Source organism: Nocardia kruczakiae NBRC 101016 (assembly GCF_001612965.1).
Lineage (GTDB): Bacteria > Actinomycetota > Actinomycetes > Mycobacteriales > Mycobacteriaceae > Nocardia > Nocardia kruczakiae.
In genome coordinates, this window is record NZ_BDBL01000016.1 from 92815 (window position 1) to 119384 (window position 26570).

Annotated in this window: 24 protein-coding genes; 10 read left to right on the forward strand and 14 right to left on the reverse strand. The window is 68.4% G+C overall.

Annotation, left to right across the window (positions count from 1 at the left end; translation table 11 throughout):
* Positions 1 to 59: 59 nt before the first annotated feature.
* The 3 genes from NK1_RS13605 to NK1_RS13615 form a co-directional block, all read right to left on the reverse strand.
* Positions 60 to 677 (reverse strand): DUF1707 SHOCT-like domain-containing protein, encoded by a 618-nt coding sequence (locus NK1_RS13605; protein ID WP_063008882.1) that lies wholly within the window; start codon positions 675 to 677, stop codon positions 60 to 62.
* Positions 678 to 823: 146 nt separating this feature from the next.
* Positions 824 to 1234, reverse strand: a complete 411-nt coding sequence (locus NK1_RS13610) for a PaaI family thioesterase (RefSeq protein ID WP_063008940.1) — start codon at positions 1232 to 1234, stop codon at positions 824 to 826.
* Positions 1235 to 1425: 191 nt separating this feature from the next.
* Positions 1426 to 1980 carry a TetR/AcrR family transcriptional regulator gene (locus tag NK1_RS13615; RefSeq protein WP_063008883.1) on the reverse strand — a complete coding sequence of 185 codons (555 nt, stop codon included), beginning with the start codon at positions 1978 to 1980 and terminating at the stop codon, positions 1426 to 1428.
* 90 nt (positions 1981 to 2070) lie between these two features.
* Between NK1_RS13615 and NK1_RS13620 the strand changes: the two genes are divergently transcribed.
* From NK1_RS13620 to NK1_RS13645, 6 genes are all read left to right on the forward strand, one after another.
* Positions 2071 to 3228 carry a DNA polymerase IV gene (locus NK1_RS13620; RefSeq protein WP_063008884.1) on the forward strand — a complete coding sequence of 386 codons (1158 nt, stop codon included), beginning with the start codon at positions 2071 to 2073 and terminating at the stop codon, positions 3226 to 3228.
* Between the two features lie 132 nt (positions 3229 to 3360).
* Positions 3361 to 4146 (forward strand): enoyl-CoA hydratase/isomerase family protein, encoded by a 786-nt coding sequence (locus NK1_RS13625; protein ID WP_063008885.1) that lies wholly within the window; start codon positions 3361 to 3363, stop codon positions 4144 to 4146.
* 128 nt (positions 4147 to 4274) lie between these two features.
* A complete protein-coding gene (locus tag NK1_RS13630; RefSeq protein WP_245660476.1) occupies positions 4275 to 6317 on the forward strand; it encodes a hypothetical protein in 2043 nt (680 codons plus the stop codon).
* Between the two features lie 76 nt (positions 6318 to 6393).
* Positions 6394 to 7389 carry an oxidoreductase gene (locus NK1_RS13635; protein WP_063008942.1) on the forward strand — a complete coding sequence of 332 codons (996 nt, stop codon included), beginning with the start codon at positions 6394 to 6396 and terminating at the stop codon, positions 7387 to 7389.
* 87 nt (positions 7390 to 7476) lie between these two features.
* On the forward strand, positions 7477 to 8049 hold the full coding sequence (locus NK1_RS13640) for a TetR/AcrR family transcriptional regulator (protein ID WP_063008886.1): 573 nt from the start codon (positions 7477 to 7479) through the stop codon (positions 8047 to 8049).
* 100 nt (positions 8050 to 8149) lie between these two features.
* Positions 8150 to 9409, forward strand: a complete 1260-nt coding sequence (locus tag NK1_RS13645) for a Cmx/CmrA family chloramphenicol efflux MFS transporter (protein WP_063008887.1) — start codon at positions 8150 to 8152, stop codon at positions 9407 to 9409.
* A 49-nt stretch (positions 9410 to 9458) separates the two neighbouring features.
* Here NK1_RS13645 and NK1_RS13650 read toward each other — a convergent pair whose 3' ends face one another.
* The gene (locus tag NK1_RS13650; protein ID WP_063008943.1) at positions 9459 to 11339 is read right to left on the reverse strand and encodes an ABC transporter ATP-binding protein; all 1881 of its coding nucleotides are present in this window, start codon (positions 11337 to 11339) and stop codon (positions 9459 to 9461) included.
* 170 nt (positions 11340 to 11509) lie between these two features.
* On the opposite strand from NK1_RS13650, the gene NK1_RS13655 reads away from it, so the two are divergent.
* The 3 genes from NK1_RS13655 to NK1_RS13665 all read left to right on the forward strand — a co-directional run bounded on the left by NK1_RS13655 (position 11510) and on the right by NK1_RS13665 (position 16720).
* A complete protein-coding gene (locus tag NK1_RS13655) occupies positions 11510 to 12427 on the forward strand; it encodes an NADP-dependent oxidoreductase (protein WP_245660477.1) in 918 nt (305 codons plus the stop codon).
* Positions 12428 to 12521: 94 nt separating this feature from the next.
* Entirely contained in the window at positions 12522 to 15293 is a 2772-nt protein-coding gene (locus NK1_RS13660) for an FAD-binding and (Fe-S)-binding domain-containing protein (RefSeq protein WP_063008944.1), read from the forward strand.
* Between the two features lie 425 nt (positions 15294 to 15718).
* The gene (locus tag NK1_RS13665; protein ID WP_245660478.1) at positions 15719 to 16720 is read left to right on the forward strand and encodes a DNA-3-methyladenine glycosylase family protein; all 1002 of its coding nucleotides are present in this window, start codon (positions 15719 to 15721) and stop codon (positions 16718 to 16720) included.
* 5 nt (positions 16721 to 16725) lie between these two features.
* Here the strand turns inward: NK1_RS13665 and NK1_RS13670 are convergent, their stop codons facing one another.
* The 7 genes from NK1_RS13670 to NK1_RS13700 form a co-directional block, all read right to left on the reverse strand.
* Positions 16726 to 18006, reverse strand: a complete 1281-nt coding sequence (locus NK1_RS13670; protein WP_063008889.1) for an ABC transporter substrate-binding protein — start codon at positions 18004 to 18006, stop codon at positions 16726 to 16728.
* Positions 18003 to 18842, reverse strand: coding sequence for a carbohydrate ABC transporter permease (locus tag NK1_RS13675; RefSeq protein WP_063008890.1), 840 nt, complete (start codon positions 18840 to 18842; stop codon positions 18003 to 18005). The genes NK1_RS13670 and NK1_RS13675 overlap by 4 nt, the downstream gene beginning before the upstream one ends.
* On the reverse strand, positions 18832 to 19698 hold the full coding sequence (locus NK1_RS13680) for a carbohydrate ABC transporter permease (protein ID WP_063008891.1): 867 nt from the start codon (positions 19696 to 19698) through the stop codon (positions 18832 to 18834). The genes NK1_RS13675 and NK1_RS13680 overlap by 11 nt, the downstream gene beginning before the upstream one ends.
* 44 nt (positions 19699 to 19742) lie before the next feature.
* Entirely contained in the window at positions 19743 to 20495 is a 753-nt protein-coding gene (fabG, locus tag NK1_RS13685) for a 3-oxoacyl-ACP reductase FabG (RefSeq protein ID WP_063008892.1), read from the reverse strand.
* Between the two features lie 55 nt (positions 20496 to 20550).
* Complete coding sequence (locus tag NK1_RS13690) at positions 20551 to 21411, reverse strand: DUF4190 domain-containing protein (protein ID WP_063008893.1); 861 nt, start codon at positions 21409 to 21411, stop codon at positions 20551 to 20553.
* Positions 21412 to 21572: 161 nt separating this feature from the next.
* Positions 21573 to 21824: a hypothetical protein gene (locus NK1_RS13695; RefSeq protein ID WP_063008894.1), complete on the reverse strand. Its 252-nt coding sequence runs from the start codon at positions 21822 to 21824 to the stop codon at positions 21573 to 21575.
* The gene (locus NK1_RS13700) at positions 21821 to 22024 is read right to left on the reverse strand and encodes a hypothetical protein (RefSeq protein WP_036507264.1); all 204 of its coding nucleotides are present in this window, start codon (positions 22022 to 22024) and stop codon (positions 21821 to 21823) included. Before NK1_RS13700 ends, NK1_RS13695 begins: the two co-directional genes overlap by 4 nt.
* A gap of 466 nt (positions 22025 to 22490) precedes the next feature.
* Here NK1_RS13700 and NK1_RS13705 point away from each other — a divergent pair, with 466 nt between their 5' ends.
* Positions 22491 to 22688, forward strand: a complete 198-nt coding sequence (locus tag NK1_RS13705) for a hypothetical protein (RefSeq protein WP_036507263.1) — start codon at positions 22491 to 22493, stop codon at positions 22686 to 22688.
* 101 nt (positions 22689 to 22789) lie between these two features.
* On the opposite strand, the gene NK1_RS13710 is transcribed toward NK1_RS13705, so the two are convergent.
* The 3 genes from NK1_RS13710 to sdhC are packed head-to-tail and all read right to left on the reverse strand — an operon-like array spanning position 22790 to position 26370.
* Entirely contained in the window at positions 22790 to 23536 is a 747-nt protein-coding gene (locus NK1_RS13710) for a succinate dehydrogenase/fumarate reductase iron-sulfur subunit (protein ID WP_063008895.1), read from the reverse strand.
* Positions 23537 to 23538: 2 nt separating this feature from the next.
* Positions 23539 to 25479, reverse strand: coding sequence for a fumarate reductase/succinate dehydrogenase flavoprotein subunit (locus NK1_RS13715; protein ID WP_063008896.1), 1941 nt, complete (start codon positions 25477 to 25479; stop codon positions 23539 to 23541).
* Between the two features lie 60 nt (positions 25480 to 25539).
* Positions 25540 to 26370, reverse strand: a complete 831-nt coding sequence (sdhC, locus tag NK1_RS13720) for a succinate dehydrogenase subunit SdhC (RefSeq protein WP_063008897.1) — start codon at positions 26368 to 26370, stop codon at positions 25540 to 25542.
* Positions 26371 to 26570: the final 200 nt, after the last annotated feature.

Below are 26570 nucleotides of genomic sequence, written 5' to 3' on the forward strand. Positions count from 1 at the left end.
TCACCTTTCGGGGTGAACGGCCCCTCGCCGTGTTTCGGTGTGCCGCTCGCCGTGCTCGGTCACCGGCGAGGGCGGCGCAGCAACCAAGCCCAGAAGGAGCGGCGGGGTGGTTTCGGGTACTCGGCGCGGAGGGATCCGGACGTGATCGAACCGTCCACGCGCAGGGTCGGACATCCGGGGAGCGGGGGTTCGTTCACCCGATTCTTCGCGCTGCCGCTGACGAACGCCACCCGGTCGACATCCACCTGCCAGCCGCGTGGAACCGTCAATCGGACACTGCCCGAAGCGATTCCGATATGCAGCTGCACCACCGCGTGCGGGCAGATCGCCTCGGTGAAATCCAATCGCACCGATCCGGAGGCCGCGGTGGCGGTGATCTCGGCCGGCACGATCCACCGACCGTCCTTGCGCAGCGACCCGCTGACCGTGGTCAGGACCAGCGGTTCGCGTGCCGCGGCCACCGGCAGATCGGCGGTCACGGCGGCGAGCTCGTCGTGGGTGGTCGCGGCGTAGGCAGCGGCCAAGCGCCGGTCCAGCTCGGCGAGATCGAGCGAACCGTCCCGCAGCGCCAGCTGCAGCAGCCGCTCCGCCTGCGCCCGTTCATGATCGGTGATCCGTACCGCGGGCTCCGAGCGGCGTTGGGCGATGTCCGGGCGGTGGTCCGGAGATTCGGTCATCGGCACATCCTCGTGGTGGTGATGCCGAAATCCTACGTGCGACCGGACGCGCCCGATATCGTCAGCGCTGCCGACATGTGCTTGGCACGCCGGTGTGCGGGCACGCCGACCATGGCGTTCGCCGCTGCGCCCGCAGCAGTCTCCGCCTACAGTCCATGCGATCCATTCATGGGCAGGGTGCGCTCGACCACGCGCACCGTGCCCTGCGCGACGGCACATATGGTGCTGGAACCATCGCTGTCGCAATAGATCTCGCAGCGGGTGACGGCTTGACGGCGGGTGGCGTCGGTGACCGTCGCGTGCGCGCGAAGCCGCCTACCCCGCGCGGGCCGCAGGTAGGTGACGGTGAAGCCGCCGGTCAGGACATTCGGGCCCAGCGCGGAACCGGCGGCGAAGGTGAGCGCGTTGTCGGCCAGATAGGCCATCACCCCGCCGTGTACGAAACCGAACTGCTGAGCGTGCTCGGGACCCACGTCGATCACCAAAGTGGCCGTCCCTCCCTCGAATTCGGTGATCTCGGTGCCGACGTGCCGGGCGAAGGGTTGCGCCGCCAGCACCGCGCGAGCCTGCTCGAACGTGAGCCTTTCCGTCGAGGGGCCGGCGTCTCCACGGGGGCCGCCTCGGCCCGCATCGGTCGCGGCTCCGGTCGTCATGATCGCCTCGCCCCCGTTCCCGCCGTGCGCACCGTCGGTGGGGCTGTCTGCCTGTGCCGCAGATTGCATGGTCATATCCTCTGCTGTCGAAGTTTTCAGTTGTTACGCAACGACTTCCACGCCGCCACGGCCAATTCCGCGGCGACATCGGTCGGCGCGGTGCGGAGGCTGCCGCTCACCCACTGCCGCGAGTACTCCTGCGCCGGACCCAGCCACAGCGCGTACAGCAGGTCGAATTCCAGGTCGCGGACCGTGCCGTAGCGGGCATGGGTGCGCCACCAGCGCGCGACGGAGGTGAGGAATTCCCGGTTGCTGTCGCTGTCGCGCACTCCGGGCGGCCGCGGCGACATGAGAATTGTCGCGCGGTACCGGTTTTCGGTGACCCAGCGCAGATGCTCGGTGACGCCGGCGGTGACTCCGCTCTCGGCATCGGTGCTGTCGGCGATGCTCGCCCAGAAATGACGCTGGTAGTCGGCCAGCGCATTGGCCCAGACCTGCCGGTACAGATCGGCCTTGTCCGGGAAGTGGTGGTACAGCGCGCCGACGCTCGCTCCCGCGTCGGCCCTGATCCGGCTCAGCGTCGCGTCGAGCGTCCCCTGCTCGGCGAACTGCCGCTCGGCCGCCAGCAGCAACCGATCTCGAATCTTCATAACCAGAATTTAGTTCTGTTTCGGCATCGGCGCAAGGCGCTACCTGCGAAGTCCCTCCGGCTGTCGGTGCCGTGCGGTAAGAACGGTCTCGTGGCCAGGTGGCTGTTGCATGTCGACCTCGACCAATTCCAGGCGGCGGTGGAGTTCCGCCGCCATCCCGAGCTGCGCGGGCAGCCGGTGATCGTCGGCGGCAACGGTGATCCGAACGAACCGCGCAAGGTGGTCACCTGCGCGTCGTATCCGGCGCGGGCCTTCGGCGTGCGGGCGGGAATGCCGCTGCGCACCGCCGTCCGCAAATGTCCGGACGGGGTGTTCCTGCCTCTCGACATGACCACCTACGAGGAGGCGTCCGACGAGGTCATGGAGGTGCTGCGGCGGTTCCCGGTGCGGGTCGAGGTGCTGGGCTGGGACGAGGCCTTCCTCGCCGCAGACACCGACGATCCCGAATCGCTCGCACGCGAGATCCGCAGTGCGATAGCGAAATTGAACCTCACGTGTTCGATAGGTATCGGCGACAACAAATTGCGCGCGAAACTGGCGACCGGATTCGCGAAGAGCGTCGGCAAAGGTACGGACGCGAAGGCCACGAACAGCACGGACGCCGGGGCCGGGGGCGCGAGTGCGAACGAGGTTGCGGAACAGGAGCATTCGGAACGCGAGGCAGCGGTGGCGCCGCGGTCCGAGCCCGGTGCGGGAATCTTCCGGCTCACCGCCGAGAACTGGAACGAGCTCATGGCGCACCGCCCGACCAGCGCGCTGTGGGGTATCGGCACTCGCATCGCGCAGCGGATGTCGGCTCTGGGCATCGACACCGTCGCCCAGCTCGCGGCCGCCGACCGGAATGTCCTGGCCGCCGAATTCGGCCCGGCCACCGGCCCGTATCTCTGGGTGCTCGGCCACGGCGCCGGCGATACCGATGTGGTGACCGAGCCGCGAATTCCGGTGGGGCGCAGCAAGTCCGAGACATTCCCGCACGATCTGACCGATCGAGAGGAGATTCGCGCCCAGGTGGCGCGGCTGGCTCGCGAGGTCGCGGAGGAGATGGCCGCGGCCGGTCGGATCGGCACCCGGGTGGGCGTCACGGTGCGTACGAATACCTTCTACACCCGCACCAAACAGAAGAAGCTGCCCGAACCGACGATCGACGCCGAGACGATCACCGCGGTCGCACTCGAGATCATCGACCGGTTCGAACTCGATCGGCCGGTCCGGCTGCTCGGGGTGCGACTCGAACTCGTCCCGCGATAGCCGCAGTCGCGCAACGGCCCGAGCCCCGGCGTTTCCGTGCCCGGCTGCCGGATATGTCTCGGTAGTGGCGGCGTCGCACGCGGTGCGGCCGTTTGTCATGCTGGGCCCGCAGACTCGACCGAAAGGCAGCCCATGAGCGAGTACGAGACGATCACTTTCGAGCGCACCGGCCCCATCGCCCGGATCACCCTGAACCGGCCCAAGGCCGCGAACGGTATCGACCACGTCCTCGGCCGGGAACTGGCCGATATCGCGGGACAGTGTGTGGACGATCCCGCGCTGAAGGTGGTCGTGCTGACCGGTGCGGGCAGGTTCTTCTCCGCCGGCGGCGACCTCAAGGCCATGGCTGCCCAGGAAGGTGGCGCCGGCCACTACGTGAAGGGCCTGGCCGACGATCTGCACGAGGCGCTCTCGTCGTTCGCCCGGATGGATGCCCTGCTGGTCGTGGCGGTCAACGGGGTCGCCGCGGGTGCCGGATTCAGCCTGGCGATGGCCGGTGATCTGGTACTCGCGGGCGAATCGGCGGCGTTCACCATGGCCTATACCCGCGCCGGGCTGAGTCCCGACGGCGGCGCCTCCTACTATCTGCCCCGCCTGATCGGCCTGCGCCGCACGCAGGAACTGATGCTCACCAACCGCACCCTGACGGCGGCCGAGGCGCTGGACTGGAATCTCGTGCATCGCGTGGTGCCGGACGCCGAACTCGCCGCCGCCGTGGACGAACTGGTCGCGGAATTCGCGGCGGGGCCCCGGCATTCGAATGCCAGCGTCAAGAAACTCCTGCTGGTGAGCTCCTCGCACACGCTCGAGGAGCAGACCGCGCGCGAGGCGGCGTTCATCTCCGCCTGCGCCGATTCGCCCGACGGCACCGAGGGCATCGCGGCATTCCTCGGCAAGCGCGCCCCGGTCTTCGAGTGAGGGACTGAGCCGTCGCCACGAGCGAGCCCGGCCGCGGGCCACTAGGGTGGGGTGCCATGTTCTCGGCGCCCGGCTTCGCACGTGGGTGGGCGCCGGTCCCGATGTGGTCGTCTGGTCGGCGAGGCGAGGTGCGCGGAGGTCGCGGGCGCGAGGACAGGATCGGTCACGACAGCGCTCCTACCGGCGCCGTCGCGGAGATCGCGTCGTCCGCCACTCGGATCGACAGCACGACGGAGCTCGCCCCGCGCGGCTCCTCGGCCGCAGACCGCCTCGGATCGACCCGCGCGGTGCCGCGCGGCCGATCCGGCGGATTCTCGGGACCGGGCCGTACTGCGGGTTTCGCCGGTCTGCGCGCGGTGACCCGTCGTCCCGTACTGCTGGTGGCGGTACTGCTGATCCTCGCGCAGATCGGGCTGCGCGGCTGGGTGGCCGGGCGCGGCTATTTCTACTGGGACGATCTCATCCTGGTGGGCCGCGCCGACCGCTATCCGCTCTGGTCCGCCGACCTGCTGCTCTACGACCACGACGGCCACTTCATGCCGCTGGCCTTCGCCACCGCGTGGGTGGTGACCCGGATCGCGCCGCTGCAATGGGCAGGGCCGGTGGTGACCATGCTGCTGCTGCAGCTCGCGGCCTCGGTCGCGGTGTTGCGCATGCTGCTGGTACTCGTTCCACGGCGAGCCGGTGCGATCCGCTGGGCCGTGCTGATTCCCTTGATCGGTTATCTGTTCTGTCCGCTGACCCTTCCGGCATTCGCCTGGTGGTCGGCATCGCTGAACGCCCTGCCGCTGCAGTTCGCGCTGGCATGGGTGATCGCGGATGCGGTGCTGCTGGTGCGCACCGGCCGAGGCTGCTATGCGGTCTCCGGTGTGCTGGTGCTGCTCGTAGGGCTGTTGTTCTTCGAAAAAGCGGTGGTGGTGCCGTTCGTCGCGTTCGCTGTCGCGGTGCTGGAGCGCTACATCGTCGGCGGCCCGAGCGGGTGGGCATCGATTCGCGACGTGGCGCGCGCGGGCGCGGCGCTGTGGGCCGGTTCGGCGTTGATCCTGGCGGGCTGGGGCGCGGCCTATCTCACCGTCGCCGACCACATCGCGGTCGACACCAGCCTGGCCGGGGCGCGGCGACTTCTGCACAGCGCCACCTCCCTGGGGATCGTCCCGACCCTGGTCGGCGGGCCGTGGGTGTGGGCGCGCTGGCTGCCGTCGACACCGTGGGCCACGCCGCCGGGATGGACCGTGGTGCCCGCCTGGCTGATCCTCGCCGTGATGGTCCTGGTGACACTGCGACTGCGCCGCCGCGTGCTACCGGTGTGGATCCTGGTCGCGGGATACGTTCTGGCCGTTGCGCTTCCGATCGTCCTGATCCGCGGTGGCCCCAATACCGCCGCCGAACTCATGCAGTCGCTGCGCTATCTGGCCGACGTGGCGGTGGTGCTGGCAGCGGCAACCGCTCTGCTGCTGGCTGCGCGGCCGCGAACGACGAGCCGGCACACGGACGCGATCGGACCGAGATCACCTGCTCCGGTGCGGGCTTCGCGAGCAGTCGCGATCGTGCTGACAGCGGCCTTCGTAGTGAGCAGCGTCTACACGACCGTCTCGTTCGCGCGCTCGTGGGAAATCTCCCCCACGCGCACGTATCTCACGAATGCCCGTGCGGCCTTCGCGGATCATGACGGCGCACCGCTGCTGGAGCAGGAGGTGCCGTGGGGTGTGCTGACGCCGATGACCTATCCGCAGAATCTCGCCGCCCAGGTGCTGGGCCCGATCGCCCCGGACGGTGCTTTCGGCACTTCCACACCGCACCTGCGGATGATCAACGACGACGGTGAATTCGTCGATGCCTCGGTCTGGTGGAATCGCCGCATCCTCGCCGGTCCCGAACCCGGCTGCGGATACCGCATCGACGGCTCCGACCCGGTGGCGCTGTGGCTGGACGGGCCCATGCTCGAGCACGGGTGGACCGCGCAGATCAACTATTTCGCGGATCGGGACGGACGCCTCACCGTGGCGATGGAACACGGCGAGGCGGTGGTGGCGCCGGTGCGTGCGGGTGTCCACACGGTGTTCGTCCATGTGGTCGGCAGTGGTGAGGTGTTGCGAATCGGTTCTCGCACACCAGGTTTGGATGTGTGTGTCGGCGTCGGTCCGGTAGGGGTCGCCGCATTCGGACAGTGATCGCCGACGGGCCGAACGGGGTGCGGCGGCAAGTCGGTCGTAGCCGCGAGGCGTCCGCCCTCCTATGCTCGGACGCATGCAGTTCCAGGCGATGGTTGCGCACGAGACCGACGACGGCGTGGTACTGGCCCGCGAGGAGGTGGGCGAGGACTTCCTCGGGCCGGGCACGGTGACGATCAAGGTGCACTATTCGAGTGCGAACTTCAAGGACGGGCTGGCCATCACTCCGCGCGGCGGCGTGGTGCGCAAGTACCCGATCATTCCCGGTATCGACCTGACCGGCGAGGTCGTGGCCTCCGAGGACGCCGCCTTCACGGTGGGCGATCTCGTGATCGCGCACGGTTACGAGATCGGCGTCGCGCACAACGGCGGCTTCGCCGAATACGCGCGCGTACCCGCCGAATGGGTGGTCAAGCTGGAGGGCCTGAGCCCGCGCGAGGCAGCGGCCCTCGGCACGGCCGGATTCACCGCGGCCATGAGCGTGCAGGCGCTGCTCGACCGCGGACTGGCCCCGGGCGACGGGCCGGTGCTGGTGACCGGTGCGACCGGCGGCGTCGGCAGTGTCGCGGTGGACATCCTGTCCGGCCTCGGCTACGAGGTCACCGCCTCCACCGGAAAGACCGATGCGGGCGAGCTGCTGTCCACCCTCGGTGCGGCCGCGGTGATCGGCCGCCTGCCCGAGGATCCGGACGCGAAGCCTCGCCCGCTGGGTAAGGCGCAGTGGGCCGGCGCGGTGGACAGCGTCGGTGGTAAATCGCTCGCCCACATCCTCAGCACCGTCCGCTACGGCGGGTCGGTGGCAGTCAGCGGTCTGACCGGCGGGACCGAACTGCCCACCACCGTCATGCCTTTCATCCTGCGTGGAGTCGGCCTGCTCGGCATCGATTCGGTGAACTTCCCGATCGACCAGCGGCGCGCGCTGTGGGCCCGGCTCGGCAAGGACCTGAAGCCCCGGCATCTGTCGACGCTCGAGAACATCGCGCCGATCACCGAGGCCGAGGCGGTGCTGCACGCCATCCGCGGCGGGCACCACTCCGGCCGCACCGTTCTGGCGGTAGCCGGCGAATTCTGATCGAGCGGCGGGCGCCGGATCGAACGCCCGCCATTCGCTCCCTTACGGTTTTGAACTGATCTATCCAAAATGTGTTAGCCTGACCGCATGGCACGACCCAAGCAGTTCGACGAACCGGGGGCGGTGGACGCGGCCATGCGCGCTTTCTGGAGCGCTGGTTACGAGGGCACGTCCACCCAGGACCTCTGTGCCGCCACGGGTCTGGGCCGCTCGAGTATCTACAACACCTTCACCAGCAAGCACGACCTGTTCGAGCGGGCGCTGCGGCGGTACATGGAGTTCAAGAACGCGGATACGTTCGAACTGCTCGACGGTCCCGGTTCGGTGCGCGACAAGATCGAGGCGCTGCTGCGGCGTGTGGTGGATGCGCCCGAGGGCGATCCGCTGGGATGTCTGGTCGTGAACACGACGGTCGAGAGGGGTCCCCGCGATCCCGAGGTCGCCGCCATGCTGCGTGCCGATCTGGATCGTCGGATGTCCGCGCTGGTCGGCGTAATTCGCGCCGGGCAGGCGTCGGGTGAGGTCGACGAGCGAGCCGATCCGTCCGATCTGGCCCAATTCGTCGTCGCCACCATCGGCGGTATGCGGGTCGCGGCGCGCGGCGGCGCCTCCCGAAACACATTGGCCGGTATCGCAAAGGTCGCGCTGCGCTGCCTCTGATCGATCGGCCGGGACGGTCCGTCACCTCTTCCCGGCGGTGAGTCGCGGCTACGTATGCCTTTGTTTTGAACTGAATGATCCAAAATGAGAGGGAACCGACATGCCTTCGGCGGTATACATATTGGGCCTGGCGATATTCGCGCAGGGCACCTCGGAGATGATGTTGTCCGGCCTGCTCACGGGAATGGCCTCCGATCTCGGCGTCACCGTTCCGCAAGCCGGACTGCTGATTTCGGCCTTCGCCGTCGGCATGCTGGTGGGCGCGCCGATTCTGGCCGTCGTCACGGCGCGCTGGTCGCGGCGCACCGCCCTGCTCGCCTTCCTCGCCGTCTTCGTCGCCTCCCACGTCGTCGCGGCGCTGACCTCCGACTACGGCGTTCTCGTCGGCACCCGTGTCGTCGGCGCCTTCGTCTACGCGGGATTCTGGTCGGCAGCCGCGGCGACCGCGGTCGGATTGGTACCGCCGACAGCGCGCGGGCGGGCGATGAGCGTCGTCGCGGGCGGCCTGACCATCGCGACCATTCTCGGCCTCCCCGCCGGCACCTTCATCGGTCAGCATCTGGGCTGGCGGGCGGCGTTCTGGGTGGTGGCGGCCGGATGCGCGCTGGTGATGGTCGCGGTGGCGATCGCGGTGCCCGAACAGCGCGGCGAGCAGGCGCCGCCGGTGCGAAAGGAATTGCGCGCCTTGGCCACCCGTCCGGTCGCACTGCTGTACGGCACCACCGTGACGGCCACCGCCGCGCTGCTGGTCACCTTCGGCTACCTCGGCGCCCTGCTCACCGAGACGACCGGGATCGGCGAGAATTGGGTGCCGGTGGTGCTGGGCGTCTACGGCCTCGGCTCGTTCGCCGGCATCGCGATCGGCGGACGCACCGCGGACGCACATCCGCTGCGCAGCCTCACCGTCGGAATCTCGGGTCTGGTGCTCGCCTCGGTGGTACTCGCGCTGACCGCGCACTATGGGGCGGCGGTCGTCGTGGTGTCGTTCCTGTTGGGCGCCTTCGGTTTCGGGACCAACCCGGTATTGAACAGCCGGGTCTTCGCCCTCGCCCCGGCCGCCGGAACGCTCGGCGCGGCGGGCAATGTGATGTCGTTCAACATCGGCATCACCCTCGGCCCCTGGCTGGGCGGACTGGCCATCGGCGCGGGCGCGGACTACTCGGTGGTGGGCTGGATCGGCGCGGGACTGGGCGTGCTCGCGTTGGGCCTGGTCGGGCTGAGCCGGACCGCGGGTAAGCCGCGTTCGGGTACGGCGGATCGCTCCGATACGGCGGAAATCGCGGGACCGTCGACTGCCGGCACATCCCGGAGATCCGCGGCTGCCGACGACAGTGCGGCTGTCGTCCCGGCGGGATTGTAGGAAAGGTTTCCGGCGCGGAGGTGCGAACCGCATCTCCGCGCCGAACACCTTATGCCGCAGCGACTTCCGTATCGTCGGCGAATTGGGTGCGGTAGAGCTCCGCGTACCGGCCCTCTTCGGCGAGCAACTGCGCATGACTGCCCCGCTCGACGATGCTTCCATCCTCGATCACCAGGATCTCGTCCGCGTTCCGGATGGTCGAGAGCCGGTGCGCGATGACCAAGGCGGTCCGTCCCTCCAGTGCCTCGGTGAGGGCCTCCTGCACGGCGGCCTCGGAGGTGGAGTCCAACGATGCGGTGGCCTCGTCGAGTATGACGACCCGCGGCTGTTTGAGCAGCAGCCGGGCGATGGTCAATCGCTGCCGTTCACCGCCGGACAACCGATATCCGCGTTCGCCGACCACGGTGTCCAGACCGTCGGGCAGCCCGTCGATCACCGTGCGCAACCGGGCCCGCTCCAGCGCGTCCCACAGCTCCGCCTCGCTCGCCTCGGGCCGGGCCAGCAGCAGATTGGCGCGGATGCTGTCGTGGAACAGGTGGCCGTCCTGGGTGACGAGTCCGACCGTGTCCTGGATCGACCGGGTGCTCAGGTCCCGTACGTCGACGCCGCCCAGCCGGACCGCGCCGCCGTCCACATCGTAGAGCCGCGAAACCAGTTGGGCGATGGTCGATTTGCCCGCACCGGAGGATCCGACCAGGGCGATCATCCGCCCCGGCTCGGCGCGCAGCGAAATCTCGTGCAGCACCTCGCTGCCGCCGCGATGGTCGAGCGTCGACACATCCTCCAGGGAAGCGAGGGAGACTTTGTCGGCCGACGGGTAGGCGAAACGCACCCGGTCGAATTCCACGGAGACCGGGCCCGCCGGAACCGCCACCGCATCCGGCGCATCCTGGATCAGCGGCTTCAGATCGAGAATTTCGAAGACCCGCTCGAAGCTCACCAGCGCCGACATGATGTCCACCCGCGCACTGGCCAGTGCCGTCAGCGGGGTGTACAGCCGGGTCAGCAGCAGCGACAGCGCGACCACGGCGCCGGCGTCGAGCTGTCCGCGCAGTGCGTACCAGCCGCCGAGGCCGTAGACCAATGCCACGGCCAGCGCGGACACCAGCGTCAACGCGGTGACGAACACCGTCTGCAGCATCGCGGTCCGCACGCCGATATCGCGCACCCGCCCGGCGCGCACCGCGAATTCGGTGGATTCCTGATCCGGGCGTCCGAACAGTTTCACCAGGGTGGCGCCGGGTGCCGAGAACCGCTCGGTCATCTGCGTGCTCATCGAGGCGTTGAGCTGGGCGGCCTCACGCTGAATGCTCGCGATCCGGGTGCCCATCTTGCGGGCGGGAAACATGAACAGCGGCAGCAGGATCAGGGCCAGCAGTGTGATCTGCCAGGACAGCCGCACCATCACCGCCACGGTCAACAGCAGCGTCACGATATTGGTGACCACGCCGGACAAGGTCGTGCTGAAGGCGCGCTGCGCACCGATCACGTCGTTGTTGAGCCGGCTGACCAGCGCTCCCGTGCGGGTACGGGTGAAGAACGCGATGGGCATCTTCTGCACGTGATCGAATACCGCGGTGCGCAGGTCGAGAATGAGCCCCTCCCCGATCCGTGCGGACAACCACCGGATCACGATGCCCAGGCCCGCGTCGAGCACGGCGACCAGCGCGATCACCGCCGCGAGGGTGAGGACCGAGCGCGGTGCGGCATGGCCGACGATGTCGTTGACCACGCGCCCCGCCAGCACCGGATTGGCCACCGTGAGCAACGCGGACGCGATGCTGAAGATCAGGAAGCCGATGAGCTGAGCCCGATGCGGGCGCGCGAATCGCAGAATGCGCGCGGCCGTCTCCCGGCGCAGACCGCGCCGCTGCTGGGGTGCGTGCGCCTGCCGGTACAGCTGACTCCACGCGACCGATTCGATGCTCATCCGCATCTCCTTCCGCTGCCGGGTTCATTCAACCCCGGGCCACCGACATTAAGACCTCAACAAAGGTTGAGAGCAAGTAGTCCCGGTTCGCCACGAGCGAAACGCGCCGGGTGACGTGCGCTGCGGCGCTGCGCCCGGCTGCCGGTCGCCGGCCTCCTAAGGTCGAGGTCATGTCGTCGAACCACAGCATGCGAGCGATCCAGTACGAGCGAGTGGGCGGGCCGGAGGTGTTGGCGCAGGTGGAGGTGCCGATTCCGGACCCCGCCGGAGATCGGGTGCGGGTGGCGATCCGGGCGGCCGGGGTCAATCCGGCCGATTGGAAGATGCGCGCCGGTCTGATGCCCGGTCCGCCCGGATTCCCCCGCCGTGCCGGATTCGAGATCGCCGGCGTGGTCGACGCCGCCGGACCCGAGGCCCGGTTCCGGCCCGGTGACGAGGTGCTGGGCTGGGCTCAGGGCGGTGGCTACGCGGAGTACGCGCTGGCCAACCAGATCGTCGCCAAACCGGCCGAGCTGTCGTTCGCCGAGGCCGCCGCCATCCCGGTCGCCGCCAATACGGCGGGTACCGGCCTGGACGAACTGGCCGTGAAGTCGGGCGAGACGTTGCTGGTGAACGGCGCCTCCGGCGCGGTCGGCGCGTTCGTGGTGCAGCTGGCCCGGGCTCGCGGCGCTACGGTCGTCGGCACCGCCTCGGCCGCCAACCAGGAGATCGTGCGCACGCTGGGGGCGATCCCGACCACCTACGGTCCCGGCGTCGCCGAGCGCGTGCGCGAGCTGGCGCCGCACGGGGTCGACGCCGTCTACGACTGCGCCGGTCACGGATTCCTCGACGCCGCAATCGAATTGCGTGGCGGTACCGATCGGATCATCACCATCGCCGATGGCGCCGCCGCCGACAAGGGCATCACCTTCTTCGCTCGAACCGGCGGCCCCGCCCTCGACATCGTGGCACGCGTCGCCCAGGCGGTCGCCGCGGGCGAATTCCGCCTCCCCGGGGCTGCGCGTACCTACCCGCTGTCCGAGGCCGCCGCCGCTCAGCGCGACAGCGAAACCGGTCACGGACTCGGCAAGATAGTCCTGCTCCCGTAACGGGCTCGGCGGCACGCGGCGGTCGTACGGGTCTCGCCGTGCGTGGCGATCCCGGGCGGTGAGCGGACGGGTGCGCGCGTTCTACGCTGGCGATATGACCGACTCCTGGGTGCGGGCCCTGCGCGACCGGATCGACGGCGAGGTCGACGACGACGCCCGCCGCCGCGCGGAGTACTCCTCGGACGCCTCGAACTATCGCGTCCTCCCGGCGGCGGTGGTCTACCCGCGCGGGGACGAGGATGTGGCCGCGGCCGTGCGATTCGCCCGCGAGGAAGGTAAGCCGATCACCGCGCGCGGTGGCGGAACATCCGTGGCGGGCAATGCGATCGGGCCCGGACTGGTGCTCGACTTCAGCCGGTACATGAACGCCGTGCTGTCCATCGACGCCGACAGCCGTCGTGCCCGGGTGCAGCCGGGTGTCGTGCTGTCCGGCCTGCAGCAGGTCGCCGGACGCCACGGCCTGCGACTGGGGCCGGACCCGTCGACGCAGAACCGCTGCACCCTCGGCGGCATGATCGGCAACAATGCCTGCGGCCCGCGCGCGGTGTCCTGGGGCCGCACCTCCGATACCGTGCGTGAGCTGCGCATCCTCGATGGCACCGGCGCCGAGCGCGCATTGGCCGCCGATCTCTCGGTGGTGCCCGGACTGGCGGAGTTCACGCGCCGCAATCTGGCGACCCTGCGCACCGAGGTGGGCCGCTTCGATCGGCAGGCCTCGGGATACGGCCTGCAGTATCTGACCCCGGAACGCGGTGCGTCGATCGCCAAGGCGTTCGTCGGGTCCGAGGGCACATGCGGCCTGGTTCTCGACGCGACCGTGGATCTGGTCCCGCTGCCGAACGCGACCGTGGTCGCGGTTCTCGGTTATCCCGATATGCCCGCCGCCGCCGACGATGTGAAGGCGGTGATGGCGGGCCGTCCGATCGCGGTCGAGGGCCTGGACGCGCGGCTGGTCGATGTCGTGCGCGCGCACGGGCGGGCGGTACCGGAACTCCCCGTCGGCGGAGCCTGGTTGTTCGTCGAATTCGCCGGGGATAACGAGGATTCGGCGTACGAGAGCGCGGCCGCGGTGACCGCCGCCTGTGCCGCTCTCGACACCCGGATCGTCACCGACGCTGGGACGGCCGACCGGCTGTGGCGGATTCGCGCCGACGGCGCCGGCCTCGCCGGGCGCACACCCGAGGGCGAACCGGCCTGGCCGGGCTGGGAGGACGCCGCCGTTCCGCCCGAACGGCTCGGTGACTACCTCCGTGATTTCGATCGGCTGATGCGTGATCACCGCGTCGACGGCCTGCTCTACGGCCATATCGGCGACGGTTGCATCCACGTCCGGCTCGACCTTCCGATCGCCCGTGCGCCGCAACGGTTTCGCGACTTCCTGTTCGACGCCACCGATCTCGTCGTCCGTTACGGCGGTTCGGCCTCCGGTGAACACGGAGACGGCCGTGCCCGCTCGGAACTGCTGTCGCGTATGTACTCGCCGGACGCCCTGCGCGTATTCGCCGAATTCAAAGCACTTTTCGATCCGGACGCGATGCTGAACCCGGCGGTTCTGGTCCGGCCCGAACCGGTCGACACCCACCTGCGTCTGCCCGGGCTGCGGCCGGTTCCGGCGGCGGGCGGTTTCCCATTTCCCGCCGACGGTGATATCGGCGCGGCCGTGCACCGCTGCGTCGGCGTCGGAAAATGTCGCGCCGACACCCGCTCGACCGGTGGTTTCATGTGCCCGTCCTACCTCGCCACCGCCGATGAGAAGGACAGCACCCGGGGCCGCGCGCGGGTCCTGCAGGAGGTCGTGCGCGGCGCCCTGGACTGGCGTGACGAGGCGGTCGCGCAGTCGCTGGATCTGTGCCTGTCCTGCCGGGCCTGCTCGTCCGACTGTCCGGCCGGTGTCGATATGGCGACCTACAAATCCGAGACGCTGCACCGCGCGTACAAGGGGCGGCCGCGGCCGATCGACCACTATGTGCTCGGCCGGTTGCCGCGGTGGCTGGCGGTGGGCACGAAGATACCGCGAACGGTGAACGCGCTCACCGGTATTCGATGGCTACGGCGAACGGGTATGCGCCTGGCCGGTATGGATCCGCGGCGTCCGGCGCCGAGACTGGCGCCGCGCTCGTTCCGCGCGCAGTGGGCACACCACGGACGGGACCGGCATCCGGACGGTCCGGTGGCGATGCTGTGGATCGACAGCTTCACCGATGCCTTCGCCCCGGATATCGGCTGGGCGGCCGTCGAACTCGTGGAGTCGGCCGGATATCGCGTCCGCATTCCGGATCGCCGGGTGTGCTGTGGCCTCACCTGGATCAGCACGGGGCAGCTCGACGGGGCACGCAAGCGGTTGCGGGCGGGGCTCGACGCGGTGGAGGAGCACGTTCGGGCCGGCGGCCTCGTGATCGGCCTGGAGCCGTCGTGCACGGCCGCGCTGCGATCGGATCTGCCGCAGTTGCTCCCGGACGATCCGCGCTCGGTCCCCACCGCCCGCGCGGTGCGCACGTTGGCGGAATTCCTGACGGAGCAACCGGATTGGCAGCCGCCGGACCGCTCGGGCGACACCGTGGTGGTGCAGCCGCACTGTCATCAGCACGCCGTCACCGGTTTCGACGCCGACCGGCGGTTATTGCGGCGGACGGGTGCCAAGATCACCGAAATCAGCGGATGCTGCGGACTTGCTGGAAACTTCGGAATGCAATCCGGGCATTACGAGATTTCGGTCGCGGTCGCGGAGGGCGGATTACTTCCGGCGCTCCGTGCGGCCGACGCGGTGACCCCGCTGCTGGCCGACGGATTCTCCTGTCGAACCCAAGCCGAACAGTTGGCCGGCCGGCCGGGCCGTCATCTCGCGCAATATCTGAACGATCGATGATTCAGATGTCCGGAGGTCGCGGCGGAGACGAACCGCGCACGCCCGCCGCATCGACGCGGCGGGCGAGGGCGGTGACGTCGATCAGCTGCCGAACGGCAGGGTGCCCGGAGGAACCTGGTAGCCCGAGCTACCGGCGGATACTCCACCCCACGCGCTGAGCAGCCAATTCAGGATGTTGGTAAGCATGGACACCTCCGTTGTGACATTGCCGAATGATTGCTGTTGACATCATTCCTCAGCGAAATCGGCGTGCGTGATCGTATCGTTACATGGTGGCGCGAATCCGTGACCTCCGCCATGTTCTCACCTGAGAGTTTCCTCGAGATATCGTTCCGACCGGCGCCACCCGGCTTTTCCGGCGGGTCCCCGCTCGGCGGTCCCCGCGGGCGGCGCACAATGGGTCGGTGCGAGGACGCGGCAGGCCGATGATCGAGGACCCCCGATCCGGGGTGACCGCTCCCCGGCACCGCTCCCCGCACACGAACGCCTCGCCGGCGAATCTCGGTGCCACCGAACGCGGCCACTCCCGCACCCTCACCACCTCCCGGCCGATAGCCCTCGCGGAAACCCTCGCCCCCCTGCGCCGGGGACAGGGGGACCCGTGCCATCGCGTCACACCCGACGGCGCCCACTGGCGAGCCTCGCGCATGGCGAGCGGACCGGTGACCTACCGCCTCGTCCAGGCCGACACCGATGTGGTCGCGGCGCGAGCCTGGGGCCCGGGCGCGGCGGAATTCCTCGACCAGCTGCCCCGCATGCTGTGTGCCGACGAGGAGCTCGGCGACTTCGCGCCCGAACATCCCCGCATTGCCGAGGCGCACCGGCGTCATCCCGGCCTGCACATGCTTCGCACCGGATTGGTCTTCGAAGCCCTGGTGCCGGCCGTGCTCGAGCAGCGGGTGCACACCGTCACCGCTCGCGGGTCGTATCGAAAGCTGGTGTGGCAGTACGGCGAACCGGCGCCCGGGCCGACGCCCGCGCCGATGCGGGTGCCGCCGTCGGCGCAGACCTGGCGCTATATCCCGTCCTGGGTCTATCACCGCGCCAATGTCGATCCGCAGCGTTCGCGCACGATCGTCACCGCCGCGCGGATGGCGGAGAAGCTGGAAGCCGCCGCGACGATGGCGCCGGAGCAGGCCGCCGAGCGGCTGCGCGCGGTGCCGGGGATCGGGGTGTGGACGGCCGCGGAGATCGCGCAACGGGCCCTCGGTGACGCCGACGCGCTGTCGGTCGGTGATTTCCATCTGGCCGCGATCGTCGGCTGGAGTCTGCTGGGCCGCCCGCTCGACGACGAGGGCATGGTCGAGTATCTCGAACCGCTACGCCCGCACCGCTATCGGGCGATCCGGCTGCTCGAGATATCCGGTCAGGCGCGCAAGCCGGCGTTCGGCCCGCGTACCCCGCTGGTCGACCACAGCCGGATCTGAGCGGATCAGCGCTGCGCCGTCGCCTGCGCGGCGGTCTGGGCGCGATGCAATGCCTCGGGCACCGGGATGCGGCCGAGGAACATCTCGTCGAAGATCGGGTCGATTGCCTGCAGCGCGGCCGCGAATCCCGGCCCGCCGCCCGACGCGATCCGCGGCCCCTCGAGCACGTCGAAGAACGGGGACACGTCGATCCCTCGCGCCGCCCAATAGTCCCGGTACAGATGCTGATCCGCCGTCACCGCCGGAATGGTCTGCCCACCGGCCGCGAGATAGCGGTTGCCGGCGGCGCTGCCGAGCCAGGTCAGCACGCGCCGCACCGCATCGGGATGGGCGCTGTGGGCGCCCGCGGCGATGCCGATCGCATTGTCGGTGCTCACCCGCCCCGCGGGCCCGGCCGGAATCATCGCGATCCCCCAGCCGAAGCGCGCCTGCTGCGCGATCTGCGCCAGAGTGAAACTCCCGGATTGGAACAACGCCAGCTTGCCCTGCAGGAAGGCGTTCTTCGCGAAATCACTGCCGCTGCGGGTATCGGCCGCCGGCGGGGTGAGCCCTGCCCGAACCAGTCCGACGAGATATCCGAAGGCATCCACACCCTGTGGACTGTCGAAGACGTACCGATCCCCGTCCTGGAATCGCCCGCCCGCCGATCCGAGATACGGCAGCGACAGCGACTGGAAGTCGTTGGTGGCGTTGTAAGCCCACGGCGCGGCAGCGGTGATCCGGCGCAACAGCGGTTCGAAGGAATCCGGTCCGTGTGGATTCCAGGTCGCGCGTGCGAGCTCCGCGGGGTCGATTCCGGCCGCGGTCAGCAGGTCGCGGTTGTAGTAGACCGCCGTACCGCCGTCCACGAATTGCGGGACCGCCCAGAGCTTTCCGTGGCGCGTGTACTGCTCCACCGCGCCCGGATCCCACTGTCGCACCGCCTCGGGGCCCAGCATCGCGCCGATATCGGCCAGCCGCCCGGCATCGGCGTAATCGGTGTACAGATTCGTCCAGAACAGGTCGTCCACCGTGCCGCCCGCCACGTCGAGCCGCAATTTCTGCTGATAGGACGCCCACGGCACCACTGTGATCCGGACCTCGACATCCGGCTCGGCGCGCTGGAATTCGTCGAGTGCGGCGCGATAGGCCGGTACGAAACTCGCATCCCAGATCCGCAACCGGATCACCGTGCGAGCCGCGCCGCCCTCGTCGTCGTGGCCCAGCCACAGCGCCGCGGTCACCAGCAGGACCACCCCGAGCGCGACGGCGAGCACGTGCAGCGTCGAGGTCTTCACGGCTCTCATTTCAGTCCCGTCCATGCGACGGAACGCAGCACTTGCCGCTGGAACACCACGAACAGCACCAGCAGCGGCACGATCGCCAAAGTCGTCGCCGCCATCACCAGCGTCCACTGCTCGTTGTAGCGGGTCTGCAGATCGGCGGTCGCCACCGTCAGCACCTGCCAGCGGCCCGAGCCGGCGACCAGCGGCCACAGGAAGCTGTTCCACTGGGTCACCACGGTGATCACCGCGAGTGTCGCCAGAACGGGACGGCTCATCGGCACCACGACGTGCACGATCACATCGAGGGTGTTCGCGCCGTCCAGCCGCGCCGCCCCGATCAACTCGCGCGGTATGCCCCGGAAGTACTGGCGCAGCAGGAAGATCGCGTACGGCGAGCCGAAGACGAACGGCAACACCAGCGCCCAGAAGGTGTTCAGCCATCCCAGGTGCGCGAACATCAGATACAGCGGAATCAACGTGACGATCGGCGGCACCATCATGGTCGCCAGATAGATCCAGAACAGCAGATCGCGCCCGCGAAACTCGGTGCAGCCGAACGCGTATGCGGCGGCGATCGAGGTGACCAGCTGCCCGATGGTGATGAACGCGGTCATCAACGCCGTCACCAGCACCGCGCGGCCGAATCCCTGCTCGAACGCGGCGCGGAAGTTGTCCCACGTCGTCGGATCCGGGAGTGCGAGCGGCGATTCCGTGGCGAACTGTCCCGGCGTCTTCACGGCCGTGAACGCACCCAGCACCAGCGGCGCCACCGTGCACAGCGCGCCCGCGAGCAGCAGAAGGTAGGCGGCGACCGATCGTACCGCTGCCGAACGCCGGTGCCGGACATCAGAATTCATAGCTGGTCCTGGTACGGAAGTAGCGGTGCTGGAGCCCCGTGATCGCCAGCATGATCACGCACACCACGATCGCCATGACCGCCGCCCGCCCGGGCCGCGCCGCGGCGAACGCTTCCGAGAAGATCTGCATCGCGACCACATTCGTGCGATCGCCCGGACCGCCCTTGGTCAGCGCGTAGACGGTGTCGAAGGTCTGGAACGCGGTGAGAGTCCCGGTGACCAGCACGAAGAACAGGGTGGGGCGCAGCAGCGGCAGCGTCAGCCAGCGAATCCGCCGCCAGCCGGTGGCCCCGTCCAGCGCCCCCGCCTCGTGGATCTCCGGCGGTATCGCCCGCAGACCCGCGACGAAGAACAGGGCCACATAGCCCACGTTCGACCAGATGCTCACCGCCGCAACCGAAGGCAGCGCCAGCGCCGGATCGGCCAGCCATTCGACGCGCCGGCCCAGCAGGGCGTTGAGCGCACCGTCGGTGGGCGCGAACAACCAGCGCCAGATCACGCCGACCGCCACCGGCGCGCACATCCAGGGCAGTGCGAACAGCACCCGGAACGCGCCACCGGCACGCCGGCGCACCAGCAGCGCGGCCACCGCGAATCCGAGGACGGTCTGCAGCGGCACCACGAGCAGGGTGAGCGCACCCGTCACCAGGAGCGAACGGCCGAATGCGGCATCGGACAGCACCGAGCGCCAGTTGCGCAGGCCCACGAATTCCATGGGCCCGAGCAGATTCCAGCTGTGCAGGCTGAGCCAGCCGACCAGCACGATCGGCAGGATCAGAAAGACTCCGATCCCGAACAGGCTCGGCGCCAGCAGCACCCAACTCGTCACGGCACGACGAACCGCTCGTCGGTTCACAGCAGGTGACGCTACCGGGCACGCCGTACCGGCCACGGGCGAGCTCAGTCCAGCGGACCGCCGGCGACGTAGACGACCTGTCCGGAGACGAAGCCGGCGCCCTCGCTGACCAGGAACGACGCGGTGTGCGCGATATCCTCGGGCCGGCCCACGCGCTGCACCGGAATCTGGGCGGCGGCCGCCTTCTGGAAGTCCTCGAACGGCACGCCCACCCGCTCGGCGGTCGCGGCGGTCATGTCGGTGACGATGAAGCCGGGCGCGATGGCATTGGCCGTGACACCGAACTTGCCGAGTTCCAGCGCGAGGGTCTTGGTGAAGCCCTGCAGACCGGCCTTGGCCGCGGAGTAGTTGACCTGGCCGCGGTTGCCCTGCGCCGAACTGCTCGACATGTTCACGATGCGACCCCACTTGGCGTCGACCATGTACTTCTGCACCGCCCGGCTCATGAGGAAGGCGCCGCGCAGGTGGACGTTCATCACCGCGTCCCAGTCGTCGACGCTCATCTTGAACAGCAGGTTGTCACGCAGGATGCCGGCGTTGTTGACCAGGACGGTCGGCGGTCCGAGCTCGTCGGCCAGTTGCGTCATCGCGGCGGCGACCGAATCCTCGTTCGAGACGTCGGCGCCCAGCGCGACGGCCCGGCCGCCGGCGTCGGTGATCGCCTGGACCGTATCGGCGCAGTGCGCCGCGTCCAGGTCGAGTACGCCCACCTTCAGTCCGTCCTGAGCCAGCCGGGTCGCGATCGCGGCCCCGATGCCTCGTGCCGCGCCGGTGACGACGGCAACGCGTTCAGCCATTGGCGGTCCTCCTGTACCTCTCGGAACATTCGCTGTGAGAGAACGGTACGCGCCGCTATTCCACCCACAGCGACCAGATACTGCTGCGTCCCTGTCCTTCGCAGACCAGCGCGTGCCCGTCCGGGGTGCGGGCCGTCTTGTCCAGACCGATGTCGCATTTCGCGCCGCCCTCGTATACCGCCGTCGACACCGAGTACGGCCCGGTCCAGCGATAGCCGCTGCTGCCGTGCAGGCACAGCAGGGTGGTGCCGTCGGTCGCGGACCCGATCAAACCGGCCTGGGCCTGCGTGCACACCTCTCCCTTGGCCGCCGAGACGGGCCCGGCGGGTGCGGCCGTGGTGGCCGGTGGGGTGGGCGGCGGTGTCACCACGGTCGTCGGTGCGACGGTCCGGGAGGCGGCGGTATTCGAGGTGACGGTGTCGGTGCTGAGTGCGGCGGGAACCGTGCCCAGCGTGGTGTGCGGCAGGGTGACGCCCGAAAGCACCAGCGCCGCAGCCAGAACCAATACCTCGGCCAGGCCGAGCAACAGGGCCGACATCGCCATCACCCGCCCGCGCGGATGGCTGAAGGCGATCAGCCCGAATACTATTGCCACCGGGAACAATCCGAGCAGCGCGGCCACGAGTGCCACGATCGCGTACGGATTGACGATCGGCGGCACCTCGACCCGCAGCCGGCCGGTGCGGCGGCGATTGGGTGCGCTGTCCCAGCGATCGTCCTCGGCTTCGGCCGCCGGCCGGCGCCGGTTCGGTGTGGTTTCCCACCGGTCGTCGGACGGTTCGGCGACTCGGGGATTGGCGGCCCGTCGCGGCGGTGGCGGATCCCAGCGGTCGTCCGCGGGGACCGGCTCGTCGGCCCAGTACTCCTCCTCGGGGACCTCGGGCCAGCGTTCGTCCGCGTACTGGTTGCGGGCCATGTGGTTCCTCTCGGTCGTGCAGGAACCTGGACACGCGGACCCCGCCCGTTACCGAGAAGAATAGGTGGATCGGCGCGACCCGCAACCCCCGTCTCTTCAGGGCCGGGCGGCGGCGCGGCCGGAGGCGCCGGACGTCATCCCCGAGCGTCCGGCGCGCGCCACTAGACCTCGTCGATCACATGCTCGCCGACGAAGGCGATCCGGATCGCCAGCAGCCAACCGGCAATCGCGAGAACGATGCGGTCGTACAGATCCGGTCCGCTGCGGCGGGCATGGCGTGGGCGGTGGGCGCCACCGACGGGCAGCGGCCGGGTCTCCGGTAACCGGCCGGCCGCGCGGTATCCGCCGCCGACCCGGTGCCGTGCGGGCCGGTGGGCGGCATGCCGGGCGCCGCCCCCGGCGAACGCGGTCACGGGATGGCCCGATCGTCGAGGACGCAGCGGCCCTGTTCGACCAGCACCGCCCGCGCCCGCCGCCTGACCACGCACGTATCGACGGTGCAGTCGAGGTGCAGTTGCATTGCGGCATGGGCTTGTTCGACGGTCATGATGCCCGGATCGGCGCCGCAGCGCAGCAGCCCGGCGACCGGCATGTGCAGATTCGTCAGTTGCATTCGGACACCCCCGCCGCGAACCGGCGGCGCGGTGGAGCTGGTGGATCCTGTGGTCCGGTCGCGGCGCGGCCGGTCGAAGCGGACGAAAGTTCGCTGGTCATCAACGACGACCCGATGACATGAACAGCCATGACTCCTCGTTCCTGCATGCGATACCCGACTGTGCCCGGCGAGCCGACTCCGGGGCCCCGCTGCGAGCACACTCCCAGCATCCATCAGATCGGCGCTGCGCGGGGCGGAATCGCCGATCCCGTCCGATTCCCAGCGAATCGTCAGCACCGAAACATATTGGGAGAACAGGACTTTTCGTATCCGCTCATGCCTCGCTACCTGCGAACACGTCGGGCATGCCGCCGCGTCGTAACCCCGATCCGCGCCCCGAATATTTGCCCGCAGATCACGAAACCGCACCCGTTCCGCAACGAATGTATGTTTACCCCGGACGTGATCGGGTAATCAAAACTACATGGATCGCGGGCTGAGAAATACCCCACCTCGGTACCGCAAACTGCTTCCGGGTGATTGGGTCGAACATCTGATCGTCGGAATGTTGTTCGTGGTATCGGCCGTCGGGGTTTACGTACTGACCGGGGCCATGCTCTCGTCACTGCTGGTAGGAGCACTGGTCGCGGTGGTCGCGATCGGAGTCGTGACAATGTTGTAGCCGGTCGGCGAACCGACCGGCTACTTGATTTCCCTTATTCGAAACCGACGAAATCAACGGAGGAATCGGCGAAAAATATCTTCGCCGATTCCGCCGTCGAATTATCGCCGGAACAATTTGTTACCCAACCAGACGACGGGATCGTATTTGCGATCCACCACCCTTTCCTTCATCGGAATGAGGGCATTGTCGGTGATCTTGATGTGTTCCGGGCACACCTCGGTGCAGCACTTGGTGATGTTGCAGTAGCCGAGCCCGAACTCCTCCTGCGCCATCTCGCGCCGGTCGGCCACATCGAGTGGATGCATCTCCAACTCGGCCACCCGCATCAGATACCGCGGCCCCGCGAAGGCGTTCTTGTTGTCCTCGTGGTCGCGCACGACGTGACAGGTGTTCTGGCACAGGAAACATTCGATGCACTTGCGGAACTCCTGCGAGCGTTCCACATCGCGCTGCTGCATCCGGTAGTCCCCGGGCTTCAGATCGGCCGGCGGCGTGAAAGACGGTATCTCCCTGGCCTTCTGATAGTTGAACGAGACATCGGTGACGAGGTCGCGGATCACCGGGAAGGTGCGCATCGGCGTCACCGTCACCACCTCGTCGGCGGTGAAGGTCGACATTCGGGTCATACACAGCAGGCGCGGGCGGCCGTTCACCTCCGCCGAACAGGAACCGCACTTACCGGCCTTGCAGTTCCAGCGCACCGCCAGATCCGGAGCCTGGGTGGCCTGCAACCGGTGAATGATGTCGAGGACGACCTCGCCCTCGTTCACCTCCACGGTGTAGTCCTGCAGTTCGCCCTTGTCGTCGTCACCGCGCCACACGCGGAAGTGGGCATCGTAACCCATTGCTACTCATCCCCTTTCGCGGATGATTCGGCGGCCGCGGGATGAGCGGCGGTCTCCGCCGGGGTGTAGTACTTCTCCAGCTCGCTCAACTCGAACAGGGCGAGCAGATCCGGCCGCATCGGCTTCTGTTCCTCCGAGGTGACCGTCACCGGCGGCACGGTCTGGCCGACACCGTCCGGATCGGTCCGGCACACCAGCAGCCGATTGCGCCACTGCGCATCCATCTGCGGATGGTCGTCGCGGGTGTGACCGCCGCGACTCTCGGTGCGCAGCAGCGCCGCCTGCGCGACACATTCGCTGACCAGCAACATGTTTCGCAGGTCGAGTGCGAGATGCCAGCCGGGGTTGAATTGCCGGTGGCCCTCGACGGTCACACTGTCGTAGCGTTCACGCAACTCGGCCAGGCGCCCGATGGCCTGTTCGAGTTCGTGCTCCTTGCGGATGATGCCGACCAGGTCGTTCATCGTCTGCTGCAGATCCGTGTGCAGGGTGTACGGGTTTTCCCCGGTCCCCGTGGCCGGCGGATCGAAGGGCGCCAGTGCGGATTTCGCGGCCGCGTCGATATCGGCGTCGGCGACGGCCGGGCGCTGAGCCAGCTGTTCGACGTAGGAGGCCGCGCCCAGCCCGGCGCGTCGCCCGAAGACCAGCAGGTCCGACAGCGAGTTGCCGCCGAGCCGGTTGGATCCGTGCATACCGCCGGAACATTCACCGGCGGCGAACAATCCGGGCACGGTGGCCGCGCCCGTGTCGGGATCGACCTCGATACCGCCCATCACGTAGTGACAGGTCGGCCCGACCTCCATCGGCTCCTTGGTGATGTCGACATCGGCCAGTTCCTTGAACTGGTGATGCATCGACGGCAGCCGCCGCATGATCTCGGCGGCCGGCAGCCGGGAGGCGATGTCGAGGTACACCCCGCCGTGCTCGGTGCCGCGCCCGGCCTTGACCTCTTCGTTGATCGCGCGGGCCACCTCGTCGCGCGGCAGCAGGTCCGGGGTGCGGCGCGCGGAGTCGTTGTCGCGCAACCACTGATCGGCCTCGTCCTCGGTCTCGGCGTACTGGCCCTTGAACACCGCCGGGATGTACTCGAACATGAAGCGCTTGCCCTCGGTGTTCTTGAGCACGCCACCGTCACCGCGCACACCCTCGGTGACCAGAATGCCCTTCACACTCGGGGGCCAGACCATACCGGTCGGATGGAACTGCAGGAATTCCATGTTGATCAGCGAGGCGCCGGCGCGCAGCGCGAGGGCGTGACCGTCGCCGGTGTACTCCCACGAATTCGAGGTGACCTTGTAGGACTTGCCCACCCCGCCGGTGGCCAGCACGACCGCCGGAGTCTCGAAGAGGACGAACCGCCCCGATTCCCGCCAGTACCCGAACGCACCGGAGATGGCGTCGCCGTCCTTGAGCAGATCGGTGATCGTGCATTCGGCGAACACCTTGATCCGGGCCTCGTAGTCGCCGGTCGCGGCGTAATCCTCCTGCTGCAGCGAGACGATCTTCTGCTGCATGGTGCGGATGATCTCGAGGCCGGTGCGGTCGCCGACATGGGCCAGGCGGGGGTAGGTGTGCCCGCCGAAGTTGCGCTGGCTGATCCGCCCGTCGGGCGTCCGGTCGAACAGCGCTCCGTAGGTCTCCAGCTCCCACACCCGGTCGGGTGCTTCCTGGGCGTGCAGTTCGGCCATGCGCCAGTTGTTGAGGAACTTTCCGCCGCGCATGGTGTCGCGGAAATGCGTCTGCCAGTTGTCCTTCTCGTTGGCATTGCCCATCGAGGCGGCGCATCCGCCTTCGGCCATGACCGTATGGGCCTTGCCGAACAACGATTTACACACCACCGCCACCGAGAGGCCGCGTTCGCGTGCTTCGATCACCGCACGCAGGCCGGCGCCACCGGCACCGATCACGACGACGTCGTACTTGTGCCGTTCGACTTCAGGCATGAAACGAATACTCCTGGGACACTGAGGAATGGGGCTCTATGGCGTTGTCTGTCGCCGGAATCAACCGATGAAACGCGGATCGGAGATGGTCCCGCTGGCGACCAGCATGATGTAGAAGTCGGTGAGCGCGAGGGTGGCCAGCGTGGTCCATGCCAGCTGCATGTGCCGCGTGTTCAACTTCGACACCTGCGTCCACATCCAGTAGCGCACCGGATGGGCGGAGAAGTGTTTGAGACGCCCGCCGGTGATATGCCGGCAGGAGTGGCACGAGATCGTATATGCCCACAGCAGAACGACATTCACCACCAGGACGATGTTGCCCAGGCCGAAGCCGAAGCCACCGTCCTTGCCGTGGAACGCCATGATCGCGTCGTAGGTGTTGACCACCGACACGACGACCGCGACATAGAAGAAGTAGCGGTGCACGTTCTGGATGATCAGCGGAAGCCGCGTCTCACCGGTGTATTTGCCGTGCGGTTCGGCGACCGCGCAGGCCGGCGGCGAGAACCACACCGCGCGGTAGTAGGCCTTGCGGTAGTAGTAACAGGTCAACCGGAACAGCAGTAGGAACGGCAGCACCAGGAAACCGAGCGGAATCCACATCGGCAGGTTGCCGACCCAGTGCCCGAAGTGGCTCGAACCCTCGACGCACGAGGTACTCACGCAGGGTGAGTAGAACGGCGTCAGATAGTGGTAGTCGGAGACCCAATATGCCGTTCGCACAAAGGCTCTCACGGTTGCGTAGATGATGAATGCGGCCAGTCCGAGCACCGTGAGCAGTGGGGGGACCCACCATCGGTCGGTACGCAGAGTGCGTGTCGAAATGGCCGCGCGGCCTTTGCTGAAAACTCCCGTGCCCGCCTCGGGGGCGCGTGTCGGTGCTGCGCTCACTGCAAGCTGCCTCGCTGGTCTACCCCGTGGAACGTCATCGTTACCTCCGGCGTCGAATGTGATGCTGAGCACCATACGACAACCGGGCTATGACTCGAGGCCGGTCCAGGCAAGATCTATCGCCGCCCCGTCCTATGATTTGCGCCACATTTTCTGAGCGTTCGACGGCGGCGGTGCAACGAGTGAATGACGAGCTACTT